Below are 14,575 nucleotides of genomic sequence, written 5' to 3'. Positions count from 1 at the left end.
ACCTTACGGCTCAGGTCGCGCTGATCACGCCTGCGGACAGCAGACCGATGACGGTCAGGCCCAGGATCACGCGGTACGCACCGAACCAGTTCATCGAGTGGGCGCTGACGAAACGCAGCAGCCACGCGATCGACGCGTACCCGATCACGAAGGCGATCAGCGTGGCGATCAACAGCTGGGATCCGGTCGCCTCCATGCCCTCACCACTCGGATCGAAGGCGTCGGGCAGGCTGAACAGTCCCGAGGCCGTGACCGCCGGGATGGCGAGCAGGAACGAGAAGCGGAACGCGGCCTCGCGTTCGAGGCCGAGGAACAGCCCGGCACTGGCGGTCGCGCCGGAGCGCGACACGCCCGGCACCAGCGCGAGGCATTGCGCCAGACCCATGACCAGACCGTCCCGCAGGGTCAGCTGATCCATGGATCGCTCCTTGCGGCCGTACCGCTCGGCGAGCCAGATCACCCCGGCGAACAGGATGAGCACCGTCGCCACGAGCCACAGGTTGCGGCCGGTGGTGCGGATCTGATCCTTGAACAAGAACCCGAGCACACCGATCGGGATGGTCGCGAAGATCACGTACCACCCGATCCGGTAGTCGAGACCGCGTTCGTCTCTCTGGAGCAGACCCCCGAACCACGCCGTCACGATTCGCACGATGTCCCGGGCGAAGTAGACGAGGACGGCCGCCTCGGTGCCGAGTTGCGTGACCGCGGTGAACGACGCTCCGGCGTCCTCCCCGAACATCAACTCCGACGCAATCCGCAGGTGACCCGACGACGAGATCGGCAGGAACTCGGTCACGCCTTGCACAGCACCGAGCACGATCGCCTGGGCCCATGTCATGGTGTCGCTCACGGCCGCAGATGCTACGTGCAATCGAAGGGTCCCACCGCATCCTCGGCGTCGGCGTTTCCCGGCATCCGCGGCAGATCCGGCGTGGTCGCGACCCCCGACCCCGATCCGTCGTCGCCGGTGACGTGACGCAAGATGGTGGCATGCACGCGGCCAGATCGAAGCACCCGACCAGCCTTTTCGACATGGTGTCGCGGTCCCGACCTCTTGCCGTCGGGTTCAGCGTGATCGCAGTCGCGGTGACCCTGGCCGCGTGCGGGCCGTCGGACACGCCGTCCGCACCCGATGTGCCGACTGTCACACCGGCCACCGCGCCCGCCGCGCCCCCGGGCCCGGCTGCAGCACCGGCCGGCATCGTTCTGCCGACACCCGCCGGCAGTCGCGGACTGGCCGTCGACGACGGCGTCGTCGCAGTGCTCGATCCCGCCGGGACAACCGTGCTCCGCTACCGCGACGCCCTTCCGGGTGCCGAACCGCAACGGTCCACGACACCGCCCCTGACCCGGCTCGTCGGCAGCGGTGACGGCTCGTTCGTCGGCGTCGGACCCGACGTGATCGCACGCATCTCCCCCGACGGCGCGGTCGCCACGACACCGACCGAGGTCGCCGACCCGACGGCACTGGCCCGTACCGCCTCCGGGCAGGTGCTGGTGGGCACCGCCGACGGTCGCGTACTCGTGTTCGACCGCGATCTCCGGCCGGGTCGGGTCATCGACGGTTTCGTCCGGGTCGACGACATCACCGTCTCCCCGGAAGACGCAGACCTGCCCGGCGAACAGGTCGTCGTCCTCGACCGGGCACAGTCGTCGGTCACCCCCGTCACACTGTCGGACGGCAATCTCGGTCCGGCGTTGCGGGCGGGTAACGGCGCCACCACCTCCACGGTCGATCGCTACGGCCGTGTCCTGGTGGCCAACACGCGCGACGACGAGCTCATCGGCTTCTTCGGGTCACCGCTCGTGATGCGGTTCCGCTATCCCGTGGCCAACGGCCCGTACGCCGTAGACTACGACGACACGCGCAACCTGGCGTGGGTGTCGACGACGGCGAACAACGAGGTGGTGGCCTATGACCTGTCCGGGGGTGAGCCCGAGGAGAAACATCGGTTCCCGGCAGTCGCACAACCGGACAGCATCGCCGTCGACGACGCGACCGGAACGGTCTACGTGTTGTCGGCGCGCGGCGGGTTGCAGGTCGCCACACCTCAGAACGCCCTGCGCGGCGTCGTCACCGTCGGTCCGTCGGGAGGGTGAGCATGTCGCCTGATCCGACCGCCGATGCCGGCACGACCCGGATGGGTCCCGCGGGTTCACGTTTCGGTTCGCGTCATCCTCGCGGTTGGGAGGTCACCACCGACGATCACGAGTGCGTGCTGCTGACGCTGCCCCCGGATGTCACGCGGGTGACCGCGTCGATGCGACTCTCCATCGAGGCAGAGTTCGGCGGCTGGGAACTCAAACGTGTCCGACTGTACTCGGACGGAACCCGAAAAGTGTTGCTGCGCCGCAAGAAACCGCCCCGTGGGCGCCGCTTCGGCAACGACACCGAGGCGGGTGCGCAGGCGTGCTGAGCCGGATCAACGGCATCGTGTATCCGGTGCTGCTGCGCATGATGTTCCTGCTCGCGCCCGAACGTGTCCACGGGATCGCCGCCCGCGCCCTGGGCATCACCGGCCGCAATCCGCTGCTGCGGTACCTCGCCGCGAAGATCCTGGCCTCGCATGATCCCGTGCTCCGGCAGCGTGTCTTCGGCATCGACTTCCCGGCTCCCCTCGGTCTCGCGGCGGGTTTCGACAAGTCCGCGTCGGCCGTCAACGCGTGGGGTCAGGTCGGCTTCGGCTATGCCGAGGTCGGCACGATCACCGGTGCTCCACAACCGGGCAATCCCACCCCGCGACTGTTCCGTCTGCCTGCCGACCGTGCACTCGTCAATCGGATGGGTTTCAACAATCCCGGCGCGGAGCTCGCTGCCACACACCTGGCGGCCCTGCGCCCCGGCCCCGTCAGCGTGCCCATCGCGGCCAACATCGGCAAGACCAAGATCGTGCCCGTCGAGGATGCGGTCGACGACTACCGGTTCAGCGCACGGACTCTCGGGCCCCTCGCCGACTTCGTGGTGGTGAACGTGAGTTCACCGAACACCCCGGGATTACGTGATCTGCAGGCGGTCGACTCGCTGCGGCCGATCCTGCGTGCCGTGCTCGACGAGGTCTCGGTGCCGGTGCTGGTGAAGATCGCTCCCGATCTCGCCGACGACGACATCGACGCCGTTGCCGACCTGGCCGTCGAGCTGGGGCTTGCGGGGATCGTGGCGACCAATACGACCATCGGCCGGCACGGCCTGCGCACGCCCGCCGGAGAGGTCTCGGCGATGGGTGCGGGCGGTCTGTCCGGGCCCCCTCTCGCCGACCGCTCCCTCGCGGTCCTGCGCAGGCTGCACGCCCGCGTGGGTGGCCGTGTCGCGCTCGTCAGTGTGGGCGGCATCGAGACCGCCGACCAGGCGTGGGAACGCATCTGCGCCGGCGCCGATTTGCTGCAGGGCTACACCGGCTTCATCTATGGCGGGCCGTTGTGGGCCAAGCAGATCCACGACGGGATCGCGGCCCGGGTCCGTGCCGGCGGTTTCGCGAGTCTCGCCGACGCCGTCGGTTCCGACAGCCGACACCGCTCCTGAGGAGCTCGGCGTCAAGGCTCCCTGAGGAGCGAAGCGTCAGAGGGTCCTTCGTGACGCTTCGCTCCTCAGCGGCCAGGGCGCGCCTCCGGCGCCCGTGCGATCGGACGCCGGAGCGCGGGAGCTCAGACGTTCTCGGACGCCTGCTCGAAGGTACCGACGATGCTCGCACGCGCGATCGCGTGGGAGAACAGGTTGAAGCCCAGGTAGGCCGGCGTCGCCCCGTCGGGCAGGCCCAGCGATTCGACGTCGACGGCATGGACGACGACGTAGTAGCGGTGCGGGCCGTGTCCGGGCGGCGGGGCCGCCCCGATGAAACGCTTGGCGGACGCGTCGTTGGGGAGTGTCACCGCACCCTCGGGGAGGCCGGCTCCGGTCTCGTCACCGGCGCCTTCGGCCAGCGACGTCACCGACGCCGGGATGTCGGCGACGGCCCAATGCCAGAAGCCGGACGCGGTGGGGGCGTCCGGGTCATACACCGTGACGGCGAAACTCTTGGTGTCCGAAGGAAATCCGGACCAGCTCAGCTGCGGCGACAGATCCTCGCCACCGGCACCCATGATCCCACTGACCTGGGCGTTGGGCAGACCCTGTCCGTCGGTGAGGCTCTCCGAGGTCAGGGTGAAGCCGGGCAGACTCGGGAGCGGGTCGTAGGGGTTGAACGACGACGACATCAGATCACCTTTCTCCTGCGGGCACTCCGGCGCCTCTACGAGGCGACGGCGTAGCACCCATGATCGGGGACATCAACTGTGTAACAGAAAGTGTTCGAAGACCTTCGTACCGAACACCACGGCGTCGACCGGCACCCGCTCGTCGACCCCGTGGAACAGCGCGGCGAAGTCGAGATCCGGCGGCAACTGCAGCGGCGCGAACCCGAAGCATCGGATGCCGAGCTTGGCGAAGGCCTTGGCGTCGGTGCCGCCCGAGAGCATGTACGGCACGGCCTTCCCTTGCGGATCGTGCGCGAGGATGGCGTCGTTCATCGCGTCGACGAGGTGGCCGTCGAAGGTCGTCTCGTAGGAGTCGAGGTGGGTGATCCACTCGCGGGTCACGTTCGGCCCGAGTAGTTCGTCGATCTCCTTCTCGAACTCGGCCTGCCGTCCGGGCAGGACGCGGCAGTCGATGACCGCCTCGGCCTTCTGTGGGATGACGTTGGCCTTGTATCCTGCCTCGAGCATGGTCGGGTTGGCGGTGTCACGCAGCGTCGCACCGATGATGCGGGCGAGGTTGCCCAGTTTGAAGAGCGTGGTGTCGAGATCGGGCGCGTCCGGACGCAGGTCGAGACCCGTCTCGTCGGATACCGCGGCCAGGAACTCGCCGACCGACTCGGTCATCACGAGCGGGAACGTGTGGCGCCCGATCCGGGCCACCGTCTCCGCCACCTCGGTGACCGCGTTGTCCTCGTGCAGAAACGATCCGTGGCCGGCCGAGGCGTTCGCCGTCAGGCGCATCCAGGACAAGCCCTTCTCGGCGGTCTCCACCAGGTACAGCCTGCGCTGTTCCCCGTCCGGCCGGTCGACGGTGAGCGAGAAGCCACCCACCTCGCCGACGGCCTCGGTGACGCCCTCGAACAGATCCGGACGGTTCTCGACCAGCCAGTGCGAACCCCACGTACCACCCGCCTCCTCATCCGCGAGGAAGGCGAAGACGAGTTCGCGCGGCGGAACCGTGCCGTCACGTCGGAACTGGCGGGCCAGCGCCAGCGCCATGCCGACCATGTCCTTCATGTCCACGGCGCCGCGGCCCCAGATGTATCCATCCGACACCGATCCCGAGAACGGGTGCACGCTCCAATCCGACGGCTCGGCCGGCACGACATCGAGATGGGAGTGCACGAGCAGCGCGCCACGGTCGGAGTCGGGAGGACCCGCCAGACGGGCGAACACATTGCCTCGACCCGGTCGGCCCGACTCGACGTACTGCGTCGTGTATCCGACCTCCTCGAGGACCTGCGCCACCCACCTGGCGCACTGCTCCTCGCCCTTCGTCGTCTCCGGTTCGCCGGTATTGGTGGTGTCGAATCGGATGAGACGACTGACGATGTCGACGACCTCGTCGACCGCGTTCGGGGCCTCGGGCTGGAAAGTCACCCCCCACTCCTACGGGATTTGGGGTAGACGGGCAACCTCGGTTAAGGTTGTGCCCGCTACGAACGCAGGTCCGAGTGGCGGAATGGCAGACGCGCTAGCTTGAGGTGCTAGTGCCCTATTAACGGGCGTGGGGGTTCAAGTCCCCCCTCGGACACAATGAATGGACCCAGGCCGATCGGCCTGGGTCCATTCATTGTGTCCGGTCACTCGCTGGGGGTGGCGCCGACCAGCCTGGTCAACGGGTGCGGCAGGGAGATCCCGTGCTCGTCGTAAGCCGCGAGAACGGCGCGGCGCAGCAGGCGCTGGGTGGCCCACTGTGCGTTCGGCTTGGTCTTGACCGTCATCCGCAGGGTGACCTGGTCCGGTCCGACCTCCTGGATGCCGAGCATCTCGGGGACGCCGAGGACGTCGGCCGCCGCGGCGTCGTCGGCGAGCGCCTTGTTCGCCGCCTCCAACGCGACCGCCTGGGCGCGGTCGAGGTCGGCGCCGAGCGCCACGGGCAGTTCCACCCGCGCCACCGCGTACTCCTGGCTCATGTTGCCGACCCGGATGATCTCGCCGTTGCGCACGTACCAGAGCGTGCCGTCGATGTCGCGCAGGGTGGTGATCCGCAGACCGACGGACTCGACCTCGCCCGAGGCCTCACCCAGGTCGACGATGTCACCGACACCGTACTGGTCCTCGAGCAGCATGAACACGCCGGACACGAAATCGCGGACGAGGTTCTGCGCGCCGAAACCGATTGCCAGACCGACGACACCGGCCGAGGCGATGAACGGCGCGATGTTGACGCCGAGAACGCTGAGCACCGACAGCACGACCCACACCAGCAGGATGATCGACACCGTGGACTTCAGCACGGAACCGATGGTCTTCGCTCGCTGGGCGCGACGTTCGGCGACCGCGGCGCTGCGGGCGGACGACGGCGTCTTCTCCCGCAGATGCCTCAGCAGCGCTGGTTTGCGCGCCTCGACGTCTCCGCTCACCCCGGAGGGTTGCGGGCGCCTGGTTGCCCGGTCGATGGCGCGGTGGAGCAGGAATCGCACGATCAGTGCGACGATGATGTAGGTCGCGATGCGGATCGGATTCTCGATGATCCACTCGCGATTCGTCTCCGTCCATTCGAATGCGATGTGTTGAGCCGTCATCCTCCCGACGGTACAAACCTGACAGCACATGTCCAGTCCGGCGCCCCGCGAGGTGGACTTGTCACAATGACGGTGTGACCCGCCTCTTCTTCGACTGCGACACCGGGATCGACGACTCGCTCGCGCTGCTGTACCTGCTCGCGCGCACCGACGTCGATGTGATCGGGATCGCATCCACCGCCGGCAACGTCCCGGTCGACACGGTGACCGCGAACAACCTCGCCTGGCTGGAACTGTGCGGTCGCACCGACATCCCGGTCCACGCCGGCTCTCCGGTCCCGCTCGTCGCCGAACTCATGACCACCGAGGACACCCACGGCCCGGCCGGTGTCGGGTACGCGGAACTGCCGCCCGCGACGACCAGCGAGAGCCACGTGGACGCCGCGGACGCATGGATCGACGCGTCCCTCGCACATCCGGGCGAGCTGATCGGCCTGGTCACAGGACCCCTGACCTCCTTGGCGACGGCCATCCGGCGCGATCCGGCACTCCCGGGCCGGGTTGCCCGACTGGTGATCATGGGCGGTGCGTTCCACGTCCACGGCAATACCACCCCCGTCGCGGAATGGAACGTCGCCGTCGACCCCGAGGCCGCCGCGGAGGTCTTCGCCGCATTCGGATCCGACGACGCGGCGCCGCCCATCGTGTGCCCGCTCGACCTCACCGAGTCGGTGGCCCTCACCCCCGACCACCTGGTCCGTCTCGCCGCCGCCGCGGGCAGCAGCCCGGTCGAGTGCCCCGATCCCGGCGACGAACCGGGGCTGCGTTCGGTCGCCGGCAATCCCCTGATCCGCCACCTCGTCGACGCCCTGCGCTTCTACCTCGAGTTCCATCACGCCCACGACGAGGGATACATCGCCCACCTCCACGATCCGTTCGCGGCACTGGTCGCCCTCTCTCCCGGCATCGTCACCACCATCGGGGCGCGGGTCGGCGTCGAGCTGGCCGGGCGGCTGACCAGGGGCATGACCGTGGCCGACGAACGGTCTATGACCGGCGCCCCGAACGCACGGATCGCGACGGCCACCGATGTCGACGCGGTGTTCGACGAGCTGCTCGACCGGATCGCCACGCTGGCGAGAACACTTGCCCCATCGGACAATTCGGACAGCCACAAGGATGTGTCGACCGAGGGCCGTGGAGATACACCGCGGAGAACCGGTGCGGCCCAGGCACGGTGAGCGTAGCGTCGAGGTGTGACGAAGCTCGGTTACCAGATCCCCAATTTCACCTATCCCGACACCGCCCCGGACCGGCTCTTCCCCACGATCGTCGGGCAGGCGGTCGAGGCCGAGGAGTCCGGTTTCGACACCGTCCTGGTGATGGACCACTTCTATCAACTGCCGATCCTCGGCGCCCCCGACGAACCGATGATCGAGTGCTACACGCTGCTCTCGGCCCTGGCACAGCACACCTCGACCGTGCGCCTGTCCTCGCTCGTCACCGGAAACACCTACCGCAACCCGACCCTGCTGGCCAAGACGGTGACCGCCCTCGACCTGGTGTCCGGCGGTCGCGGGCAACTCGGCATCGGTGCGGGGTGGTTCGAACTCGAACACGACTCGCTCGGATACGAATTCGGCACCTTCACCGACCGGTTCGAGAGGCTCGAGGAATCCCTGCAGATCGTCCTCGGCATGCTGGCGGGCACAGCGCCGAGCCTCGACGGCCGGTGGTACCGAGTGAGCGAGGCGCTCAATGTTCCCGCCCCTCTGTCGAAGATCCCGGTGATGATCGGAGGTGGCGGCGAGAAGAAGACCCTGCGCATGGTCGCCCAGTACGCGGACGAGTCGAACCTCATCTGTGCCGTCGAGGACATCCCGCGCAAACTCGATGCGCTGGCGGAACACTGTGACCGGCTGGGCCGCACTCGTTCCGAGATCACGGTGAGCCTGCAGACCTCGGCGTGCATCGCCCCGACCCACGATCAGGCGGTCGCCGAGTTCGAGGACTATCTGCAGCGGAATCCGGCCGCCGAGGTACGCCGCGCGTCGACCATCGTGGGCGATCCGGACGAGGTCGGCGCGCGCGTCGCCGACCTGCTCGCGACCGGAATCGACGGCGTCACGGTCAACGCGCCCGCCAACGGGCATGTGCACGGCCGGGTCTCGCTCCTGGGCCGTACGCTGGCACCGCTCGTCGGCTGATCGCTGGTCCACAGACGACGCGGTGCCGCGGCGGTTACTCGTCCTCGGCCTCGTGATGGTCGAGGTTGACGGTCCCGGCGCGCCAATAGCCGTCGACCTTCACCCGCTCCTTCGGCAGCCCCAGATCTCGTCGGAGGTGGCGCCGGATCGGTTTGAGCGAGTTGGCCTCACCGGCGACCCAGGCGTAGCAGGTGCCGGCCGGCAGTTCCAGAGAACGGATCGCATCGTGGAGCAGGGCGCTGTTCCCGGGAGCCGCGTCGCCACGGTGCACCACGTGGATCTGCGCACCGGGGCGCGCGGGCAGGTCGATCTCCGACTCCGGTCCCGACACCTCGACGACGGCGATCACCGGTTTGCCCGCCGGCAGCTCCTCCAGCCAGCGGGCGAGCGCCGGAAGTGCGGTGTCGTCGGCGCCGAGGAGGTACCAGTCGTAGCCGACCGGGTAGATGTGCGAGCCACGCGGACCCAGCATCCCCAACCGGTCCCCGGCGGCCGCCCGCATCGCCCACGAACCCGCGACGCCGTGCGTGTGCAGCACGAAGTCGATGTCGAGCAACGCCGAATCGCGGTCATAGGATCGGACGGTGTAGTCGCGGTAGATCGGATGACACCCCTGTGTTGGCAGGCGCATCCCGTCCGGCCCCACCCCGGGCATCACGATCTCGCCGGTCTCATCGGCGAAGAACAGCTTGATGTGGTCGTCGGGCGCCATCTCGACGAACCAGAAGTCGTCCGGGGACGTGATCCGAAACGTGACCCGTCGCATCTCGGCGCTCAGGTCCCTGGTGGCCACGACCTCGACCGTGCGCGGGACGAGGTCGTACATCGTCAACCGGAGCTCGGTGTCGTGCGGCGTCAGATCCACCGTCGCCGAGTCGGAGTGAGTCACCGATGTCCGTCCCGACCCACCGCGGCCTCGCCGGTGATGTCCGCGAACCCGTTCGGTGCGGCGCCGGCGGCGACCAGTGGACGGTCCTCCGCGAGCGCCCGCACGATCTCGCCCGAACGGACCGCGACGTTGGACAGGAGCGTCGAGGTCAGCCCGTGGGTGTGCTCGGAATTGCCCTGCACGAAGATCTGGCCGGTGATGTCGTCGGTCGTCTGCACCCGATAGAGCCGATCCAGGACGGGTCGGCCGTGCCGGTCCTCGCCGCAGCTCTCGGCGAGGTCGCCGAGCATGTCCGACAGCGGTGTCGGCTCGAAGCCGGTGGCGAACACCACGGCGTCACAGTCGAGTTCGGTCTCCGTCCCGGTGAGCCGATGTGCGACCCGGATCCGGACGGAGTCCCCGGACTCGACGATGTCGAGCAGCTCGGTGGCGCCGTGCACGAACAGCCGTCGGTGTCCGTCGACGTGCTCGGTGTACTCCCGTTGGTAGAGATCCTGGATCAGCTCCGGATCGACCGCGGAGTAGTTCGTGCTGCGGTGATAGTGCAGCAGTCGTTCACGCCAGCCGTCCTCGGCGGCGAAGTACTCGTCGACGGCCTCCGGATCGAAGATCCGGTTCGCGTACGGGCTGTCGTCGGCGGGTGTGTACCCGTACTTCGCGAACACCGCGTGCACATCCGCGCCGGTCTCATCGTGCAGGTAGGCGGCCACCTCGGCGGCGCTCTGACCCGCGCCGATCACGGCGTACCGGCCGTTGAGCCTGCTGGGCAGGTCGGCGAAGTGACGGAGCATCCGATGGTTGTGGAACACCCGAGGACCGGGAGTGATCCCCGCCGGCAGCTTGGCCCGGAGTCCGCCCCCGAGAACCAGGTTGCGTGCGCGCACCACACCGGAGTCGGACACCACTTCGAAGTGGTCACCGTCCCAGTGCACCGCGGTGACGTCCGTCGAGTACTCGACGGGGACCCTCACCCGGTCGGCGGCCCAGCACAGATAATCGTGGAACTCGGCGCGCAGCGGGAAGAAGTCCTGCCTGTTGATGAAGTGGGTCAGTCGACCGCGTTCCGTCAAGTAGTTCAGGAAGGTGTATTCGCTGCGTGCATTGCGTTGCGTGGCAAGGTCCTTCAGGAACGACACCTGCATGGTGGTCCCGGGCAGCAACATGCCGGAGTGCCAGCCGAAGGCATCCTTCTTCTCGAAGAACTTCGCGGTGACCGTCTGCTGCGGGCCCGCGGTCAGATTGTGCTCCTCGATCGCGATCGCCAACCCCAGATTCGACGGTCCGAATCCGATGCCGACCACGTCGACCAACGGAGAAAGATCACTGCACAAGCGTTGCTCCTCTACGTCGTTCTGCGACTGTGCTGACCGATGGGTAAGGCGCACTCGTTATCCAGACGGAAGGTAAGTCTACCCTAAGCAACGTGGTCGTGATTCATCGCCCTCGTCGGTCAGCGAAATGGGTCAAGCACACGGAGGGGACAATCGATCCACATGGGAACAACCCCAGCGGATGTCAGTTGCCCATGTGCATGTGACTGGAGTGGGGATCCGCACCGACGGCCGCCGGACGCGCGGGCGGGACCGGGTCGGATTCGAAACGGCGCGTGGCGAACACGAGCATAGGACCGGCCATGATGGACGTGGCCAGCGCCAGCAGGACGACGATCGTGAAGACCGATTCGGAGAACACCCCGATCTGCAGCCCGATGGTCGCGAGGATGATCTCCACGATCCCCCGCGCGTTGAGACCCGATCCGAGCGCGAGCGACTCCCAACGGGACACACCGACCATACGTGCGCCCAGGTATCCGCCGATCAGCTTCCCTGCCACGGCCACGACGAGCACGACGACCGCGAGCACCGCGACGCCGGGCCGGCCGAGTTCGGCCAGGTCCAGGTGAAGACCCGCCGTGGCGAGGAACACCGGCGCCAGCACGGCGGCGGTGACCGTCTGCAGCGGCCCCAGCACCCCGCGCCCGCGGCGGCCGACCATCAGGCCGGCGAGGAATGCGCCCAGCGCGGCCTCCAGATGCAGTGCGTCGGTGGCTGCGGCTCCGCCGACGATGATCACCACCACGATTCCGTTGACGTACAGGGCATTCGACGATGCCTCCACACGGTCGAGTGCCTTGTGTACCCACGGACGGAGCAGCCAGGTGACGGCAAGCGCCGCGCCCAGGTACAGGGCGGTCAGCGGGAGTTGCCACCCTCGGAGGCCGACCGTCGTCATCGCCGACACGACCGCGAGCAGCATCCATGCACCGACATCGCTGAGGGTGCCGGCGGTCAGGATGACCTGCCCGACCTCCTTGCGCAGCAGATCGAGGTCGGTGAGGATCTTCGCGATCACCGGGATCGCGCTCACCGACATCGCGGTTCCGAGCAGTAGTGCGAACTCCACTGGCGTGGAGTCGATCCCGTGGAACCGCTCGGGTACGAGGAACCCGACTCCGATCCCGAAGGCGAGTGGAATCGCGAATGACCACACGCTGACCGATGCGATGACCTTGCCGCGCCGACGCAACACGGTGAAGTCGAGCTCAGCCGCAGCGAGTCCGACGAGCAACAACACACCGACCTGGCCGATCCCCCCGACCAACGCCGACGGAGCCCCGTCATCGGGGAACAGGCGGTCGTGCGCCGCCGGGAGCAGCCAGCCGAGCAGGGACGGGCCGAGGACGACCCCAGCGAGCAGTTCGCCGACCATGGCGGGCAGCCCGAGCCGCCTCGCGATCATCCCCAGCACCACCGCGGCACAGAGGATGATCGCGAGTTGGGTCAGCATCGTCGCCGGGTCACGCGTCGACGGTCGCGGGCTCGGCCCACGCCAGACCGTCGTCCGACGGCACCAGACCGCCGTCGAGCAACGGCGGTTCGATCGCGCCATCGCCGCTGGCGCCGCGAGCCTGGAAGGCGTTCATCTCCTCCATGACGTCGCGGACCACCGGCGCACTGAACATATGTCCCATCCGCTGACCGGAATCGGTGTCCATACCACCGGTCTTCTCGGTCGCCTCCGTGAGCGCCTTGGTGGATGCGCTGAACTTCTCGACGATCTTCTCCGGATCGGTCAGCACGTCCTCGCCGGAGTAGCCGCCGGCGACGAGCGACACGAACGCGGCGAGGTCGGTGCGGTCGAAATTGGTGACCTTACGAGCTTTCCAGAAGTACGAGTCCTCGGACTGTTCCATGTCGTAGAACGCCGACAGGAACTCGTAGAACACCGCGTACTCCCGGCGGTAGCGCCCCTCGAACTCGTCGAAGGCACGCTCCTCGGCCATCGCTCCCGACAGCACGCTGTTGATCGACCGCGCCGCGAGCACTCCCGAATAGGTGGCGAGGTGGACACCGGTGGAGAACACGGGGTCGATGAAGCAGGCGGCGTCACCGACCAGGACAATCCCGTTGCCCCAGAACCGGGTGTTGGCATACGAGTAGTCCTTGCGGATGCGGATCTCCCCGTACGTGCCCTCGGTGACCCGGGTGGCGTCGCCGAGCATGTCCTTCACGATCGTGCAGCGATCGATGTAGTGGTTCAGCGTCTCCTCCTGTGCGTTGAGCACGTGTTCGGCCTTCTCCTTCGAGATGACCGCGCCGACGCTGGTGAGGGTGTCCGACAGCGGGATGTACCACATCCATCCCTCGTCGAACGCTGCGCACAGGATGTTGCCGGAGTCGGGCGCGGGCAGACGCTTGCCGCCCTCGAAATAGCCGAAGACGGCGACGTTCTGGAAGAAGTCGGAGTAGATGCGCTCTCCCCCGGCGTATTTCGAGAGCCGGGTGGTGTTGCCGGATGCGTCGACGACGTACTTCGCCCGCACGTGGTGTTCACCGCGGTCGACATCGAGGTACCGGACACCGACGACCCGCCCGGCCTCGTCCTGCTCGGTGCCGTTGACACGACAGTTCTGGCGGACGTCCACGCCGCACTCTGCCGAGTTCTCGAGCAGGATGTTGTCGAACTTCATCCGCTCGACCTGATACGCATAGGAGCCCTCGCCGGCGAACTCCGGAGAGATGGCGAACAGGAAGTTCCACGGCACCGGGTTCTTACCCCAGCGGAAACTGCCACCCCGTTTGTGCATGAAGCCCGCGTCCTTGATCTTCTGGTCCACGCCGAGCAGTCGGCACACACCGTGAATCGTCGAGGGCAGCAACGACTCCCCGATCTGGTAGCGGGGGAAGGTCTCCTTCTCGAGCTGCACGACGCGGTGCCCGCTCTTGGCGAGGAGGGTCGCCACGGTCGACCCACCTGGCCCGCCGCCGACCACCACGACATCGACATCCTCGACGATCGGTGCATTCATCGCTGTGCCTCCTCGGTGACGGATGCAGTGGGTGCTGCGTTGGCGGTCAGTTCACGGACCCACGACCCGACGACCGGATCGGATGCGAGCGCGACGAGGTCAGCCTTCACCGCACCCGCCGCGCGCCATCGTTCGATCAACGACATGAGCCGGACCGAGTCCAGTCCGACGTCGAGCACATTGGTCTCGTCTCCGATCTCGGCCGCGGGAACCTGCAGGATCTCCGCGATGTCGCCGATGATCTGCTCCCTGGTCAAGGTCGAGCTGGTCGTCGCCATATGGTGATGTCCCCTTTTCCGCCGTCCCGGCATGGACGGCCTCTCCGGTACAAGCCCCCGGCAGACATCGCGCCACAGATGAACGGAGGCTGACGGAGCACGGTAACACTACAACGTTACTTAGCCTAACCTTCATTGGGATCTGATGTGAGGCCACCCCCGCGCACAGCGGGAGTCCCGCGCCCGATTTC

General features: G+C 67.5%; 15 protein-coding genes and 1 tRNA gene. 6 read left to right on the top strand and 10 right to left on the bottom strand.

Annotated features, from left to right (window positions below; all coding sequences use genetic code 11):
- Positions 1-10 precede the first annotated feature (10 nt).
- Together QSJ19_RS11050 and QSJ19_RS11045 are read right to left on the bottom strand one after the other, a co-directional pair.
- Positions 11-853 (bottom strand): undecaprenyl-diphosphate phosphatase, encoded by an 843-nt coding sequence (locus QSJ19_RS11050; protein WP_286320378.1) that lies wholly within the window; start codon positions 851-853, stop codon positions 11-13.
- An 11-nt stretch (positions 854-864) separates the two neighbouring features.
- Positions 865-999 (bottom strand): hypothetical protein, encoded by a 135-nt coding sequence (locus QSJ19_RS11045; protein WP_286320377.1) that lies wholly within the window; start codon positions 997-999, stop codon positions 865-867.
- Between the two features lie 36 nt (positions 1,000-1,035).
- Here QSJ19_RS11045 and QSJ19_RS11040 point away from each other — a divergent pair, with 36 nt between their 5' ends.
- The 3 genes from QSJ19_RS11040 to QSJ19_RS11030 are packed head-to-tail and all read left to right on the top strand — an operon-like array spanning position 1,036 to position 3,523.
- Complete coding sequence (locus tag QSJ19_RS11040) at positions 1,036-2,103, top strand: YncE family protein (protein ID WP_286320376.1); 1,068 nt, start codon at positions 1,036-1,038, stop codon at positions 2,101-2,103.
- 2 nt (positions 2,104-2,105) lie between these two features.
- Entirely contained in the window at positions 2,106-2,420 is a 315-nt protein-coding gene (locus QSJ19_RS11035) for a DUF5703 family protein (protein ID WP_286320374.1), read from the top strand.
- 38 nt (positions 2,421-2,458) lie between these two features.
- Positions 2,459-3,523 carry a quinone-dependent dihydroorotate dehydrogenase gene (locus QSJ19_RS11030; protein ID WP_502876142.1) on the top strand — a complete coding sequence of 355 codons (1,065 nt, stop codon included), beginning with the start codon at positions 2,459-2,461 and terminating at the stop codon, positions 3,521-3,523.
- 122 nt (positions 3,524-3,645) lie between these two features.
- Here QSJ19_RS11030 and QSJ19_RS11025 read toward each other — a convergent pair whose 3' ends face one another.
- Both QSJ19_RS11025 and QSJ19_RS11020 read right to left on the bottom strand, forming a co-directional pair.
- Positions 3,646-4,194: a YbhB/YbcL family Raf kinase inhibitor-like protein gene (locus QSJ19_RS11025; protein ID WP_286320370.1), complete on the bottom strand. Its 549-nt coding sequence runs from the start codon at positions 4,192-4,194 to the stop codon at positions 3,646-3,648.
- A gap of 72 nt (positions 4,195-4,266) precedes the next feature.
- Positions 4,267-5,613, bottom strand: coding sequence for a M20/M25/M40 family metallo-hydrolase (locus QSJ19_RS11020; protein ID WP_286320369.1), 1,347 nt, complete (start codon positions 5,611-5,613; stop codon positions 4,267-4,269).
- 68 nt (positions 5,614-5,681) lie between these two features.
- On the opposite strand from QSJ19_RS11020, the gene QSJ19_RS11015 reads away from it, so the two are divergent.
- Positions 5,682-5,767, top strand: a tRNA-Leu gene (locus QSJ19_RS11015).
- A gap of 49 nt (positions 5,768-5,816) precedes the next feature.
- Here the strand turns inward: QSJ19_RS11015 and QSJ19_RS11010 are convergent.
- The gene (locus QSJ19_RS11010; RefSeq protein WP_286320368.1) at positions 5,817-6,761 is read right to left on the bottom strand and encodes a mechanosensitive ion channel family protein; all 945 of its coding nucleotides are present in this window, start codon (positions 6,759-6,761) and stop codon (positions 5,817-5,819) included.
- Positions 6,762-6,835: 74 nt separating this feature from the next.
- Here QSJ19_RS11010 and QSJ19_RS11005 point away from each other — a divergent pair, with 74 nt between their 5' ends.
- Positions 6,836-7,942 (top strand): nucleoside hydrolase, encoded by a 1,107-nt coding sequence (locus QSJ19_RS11005; protein WP_286320367.1) that lies wholly within the window; start codon positions 6,836-6,838, stop codon positions 7,940-7,942.
- A 15-nt stretch (positions 7,943-7,957) separates the two neighbouring features.
- Complete coding sequence (locus tag QSJ19_RS11000) at positions 7,958-8,908, top strand: LLM class F420-dependent oxidoreductase (RefSeq protein WP_286320363.1); 951 nt, start codon at positions 7,958-7,960, stop codon at positions 8,906-8,908.
- A 34-nt stretch (positions 8,909-8,942) separates the two neighbouring features.
- Here the strand turns inward: QSJ19_RS11000 and QSJ19_RS10995 are convergent, their stop codons facing one another.
- The 5 genes from QSJ19_RS10995 to QSJ19_RS10975 form a co-directional block, all read right to left on the bottom strand.
- Positions 8,943-9,797, bottom strand: a complete 855-nt coding sequence (locus tag QSJ19_RS10995; RefSeq protein WP_286320362.1) for a siderophore-interacting protein — start codon at positions 9,795-9,797, stop codon at positions 8,943-8,945.
- Positions 9,794-11,128, bottom strand: coding sequence for a lysine N(6)-hydroxylase/L-ornithine N(5)-oxygenase family protein (locus QSJ19_RS10990; protein ID WP_286320361.1), 1,335 nt, complete (start codon positions 11,126-11,128; stop codon positions 9,794-9,796). The genes QSJ19_RS10995 and QSJ19_RS10990 overlap by 4 nt, the downstream gene beginning before the upstream one ends.
- A 184-nt stretch (positions 11,129-11,312) precedes the next feature.
- Positions 11,313-12,584: a cation:proton antiporter gene (locus tag QSJ19_RS10985; protein ID WP_286320360.1), complete on the bottom strand. Its 1,272-nt coding sequence runs from the start codon at positions 12,582-12,584 to the stop codon at positions 11,313-11,315.
- Positions 12,585-12,594: 10 nt separating this feature from the next.
- Positions 12,595-14,106 carry a tryptophan 7-halogenase gene (locus QSJ19_RS10980; protein ID WP_286320359.1) on the bottom strand — a complete coding sequence of 504 codons (1,512 nt, stop codon included), beginning with the start codon at positions 14,104-14,106 and terminating at the stop codon, positions 12,595-12,597.
- A complete protein-coding gene (locus QSJ19_RS10975) occupies positions 14,103-14,384 on the bottom strand; it encodes a phosphopantetheine-binding protein (protein ID WP_286320357.1) in 282 nt (93 codons plus the stop codon). The genes QSJ19_RS10980 and QSJ19_RS10975 overlap by 4 nt, the downstream gene beginning before the upstream one ends.
- Positions 14,385-14,575 lie beyond the last annotated feature (191 nt).

Origin of the sequence: Gordonia sp. ABSL11-1 (assembly GCF_030315685.1) — a bacterium.
GTDB lineage: Bacteria > Actinomycetota > Actinomycetes > Mycobacteriales > Mycobacteriaceae > Gordonia.
Note: the sequence above shows the minus strand (reverse complement) of the source record. Positions and strands in the feature narration are given on the sequence as shown.